Source organism: Phenylobacterium sp., assembly GCF_020253645.1.
Lineage (GTDB): Bacteria > Pseudomonadota > Alphaproteobacteria > Caulobacterales > Caulobacteraceae > Phenylobacterium.
This window is the reverse complement of the sequence record NZ_JADCBG010000212.1, coordinates 1-2,564: the sequence shown is the minus strand read 5'-3', so window position 1 is coordinate 2,564 and position 2,564 is coordinate 1. Positions and strand designations below refer to the sequence as shown.

Annotated in this window: 2 protein-coding genes and 1 pseudogene; 2 read left to right on the top strand and 1 reads right to left on the bottom strand. The window is 67.4% G+C overall.

The features are described 5' to 3' along the window. Nucleotides 1–417, bottom strand: a 417-nt coding sequence (locus INE98_RS13920; protein WP_293539691.1) for a uracil-DNA glycosylase family protein, incomplete at its 3' end; no start/stop codon positions are given. 131 nt (nt 418–548) lie between these two features. Here INE98_RS13920 and INE98_RS13915 point away from each other — a divergent pair. Both INE98_RS13915 and INE98_RS13910 read left to right on the top strand, forming a co-directional pair. Further along, entirely contained in the window at nt 549–2,222 is a 1,674-nt protein-coding gene (locus INE98_RS13915) for an electron transfer flavoprotein-ubiquinone oxidoreductase (RefSeq protein ID WP_293539690.1), read from the top strand. Nucleotides 2,223–2,248: 26 nt separating this feature from the next. Then, nucleotides 2,249–2,564: pseudogene (locus INE98_RS13910) on the top strand (hypothetical protein); the annotation flags it as partial.

The following is a 2,564-nucleotide window of genomic DNA, read 5'->3' as shown; positions in this document are numbered from 1 at the left end:
GTCGAGCATCTTTCCGGCCTTGCCGACAAAGGGAAGACCCGTCCGGTCCTCCTCGGCCCCCGGCGCCTCACCGATCACCACGACGTCCGCGTCGGCGCGACCGCGGGAGAAGACCGCGCGGCTTGCAGCCCCTTCAAATCGCAAGGGACACCCTTCGAACGATGCGATGGCGGAGGCGAGGGCCTCGAGGTCCTGGCAGGCCAGGGCGATCTGACGGGCGGCGTCCAGGGCGATGGGCTGCGATCGGGTCGCCCGCGGGCCCGGCTCTGGCGATATCTGCACCGGCGCCCTTGGCGGCCTGGCGATCTGTCCTTCCGCGATTCGATCAACCGGGGTCTCCAACAGGGCGGCGTCGACCCCGGCCTCGGCCCAGAAGGCGAGCAGGCTCTCTGCGACGGCGACCGGCGGGCGGCTCATATTGGCTGGTTTCCCTCGGCTGTCGGCTGGCGCGGCGCCATTCGCCCTTGACCCACCCAAGGTAAGCTATTGATAAGGCGTGAAGGGAACAAGGCCGGGCGCAAGGCGACCGGCGCACCGGAGCTTGCACCATGAGCGAGACCCTCGAACGCGAGGCGATGGAATACGACGTGGTCATCGTCGGAGCCGGTCCTTCCGGCCTGGCGGCGGCGATCCGTCTGAAACAGATGGCCGAAGCCGCAGGGGCCGAGCTGACGGTCGCTGTCCTCGAGAAGGGCTCCGAGGTCGGCGCCCACATCCTTTCAGGCGCCGTGATCGATCCCAGCGGCATCGCCGAGCTCCTGCCGGACTGGAAGGAACTTGGCGTTCCCCTCGAGACCGCCGTCACCAAGGACAAGTTCCTGATGCTCGGACCGGCGGGCGAGCTGGACATCAGCTGGGCGCCCTTCCCGAAGTGGATGCTGAACCACGGCAACTACATCGCCAGCCTCGGCAATGTCTGTCGCTGGCTCGCCCAGCACGCCGAGGGCTTGGGCGTGGAAATCTATCCCGGCATGGCGGCCTCGGAGCTCGTCTTCAATGAGGACGGATCGGTCAAGGGCGTCGTGGCCGGCGTCTTCGGCATCGGCAAGGATGGCGAGCCCGGTCCGGACTACCAGCCCGGGATCGAACTGCACGCCAAGTACACCCTGATCGGCGAGGGTGTCCGCGGATCCCTGGCCAAGCAGCTTCAGGCGCGCTTCGACCTGAACAAGGGCCGCGAGCCCCAGAAGTACGGCATCGGCATCAAGGAACTCTGGAAGGTGCCGGACGCCGCCTTCCAGCCCGGCCTGACCCAGCACACCTTCGGCTGGCCCCTCGACAACCAGACGGGCGGCGGCTCGTTCATGTACCATTTCGGGGACAACTACGTGTCCATCGGCTTCGTGGTGCACCTGAACTACAAGAACCCCTATCTGTCGCCCTTTGACGAGTTCCAAAGGTTCAAGACCCACCCGGCCATCCGGCCCTATCTCGAGGGCGGCGAGCGCATCGCCTATGGCGCCCGGGCCATTTCCGAGGGGGGCGAGCAGTCCCTGCCCCAGCTCTACTTCCCCGGCGGCGCCCTGCTGGGCTGCTCGGCGGGCATGGTCAATGTTCCGCGGATCAAGGGCTCCCACAACGCGGTGAAGAGCGGCGTCCTGGCGGCCGAGGCGGCCTTCGCGGCCATCCAGGCAGGTCGCGGTGGCGATGAACTCGTCGAGTACGAGGCCGCCTACAAGACCTCGTCCATCGCCAAGGAGTTGCACGCCGTCCGCAACTTCAAGCCCCTGTGGTCGAAGTTCGGGACAATCCCCGGCCTGATCCTCGGCGGGGTGGACGCCACCCTGGCCAACATGCTGGGCGGTTTCTCCTTCCTCGGAACGCTGAAGCACGGGAAGTCCGATGCGGAGGCCACCGGCCTTGCCAAGGATTACGAGCCCATCGCCTACCCGAAGCCTGACGGCGTGATCAGCTTCGACAAGCTGTCCTCGGTCTTCCTGGCCTCGACCAACCACGATGAGAGCCAGCCTGCGCACCTGAAGCTGACGGACGCCTCCACGCCCATCAGCATCAACCTTCCGAGGTATGCAGAGCCTGCCCAGCGCTATTGCCCGGCCGGGGTGTACGAGGTCCTGACCGAGGACGACGGGTCCAATCCGCGGTTCCAGATCAACTTCCAGAACTGCGTCCACTGCAAGACCTGCGACATCAAGGACCCGTCACAGAACATCAACTGGACGACGCCCCAGGGCGGCGACGGACCCAACTACCCGAACATGTAGCCGGGCTTGCCGGGGGGAGCGAACAGGTGAACACCCGCTCCATGGCTGGCTGGAGACAACGGACCCTGAGGCGGGCTGCGGTGCGCCTCGTGGCGGCGGGCGCGCTGGCTGTCCTCGCCGCATGCGCCACCGCCACGGACCCGACGGGGCTCCCGCCCGAGGGGACCGGATCCTCGCCCTACGGCCAGTTCCTTGCGGCCCGCGCCGCCCTGAACGCCGGGCGTCCCGCCGACGCCGCGCGCTACTATGGTGCGGTGCGCAACCTCGATCCGGACGCCGCCGGGATCGCCGATGAAAGAGCCTTCATCGCGACCCTCCTGGCGGGCGACGTGACGACGGCGG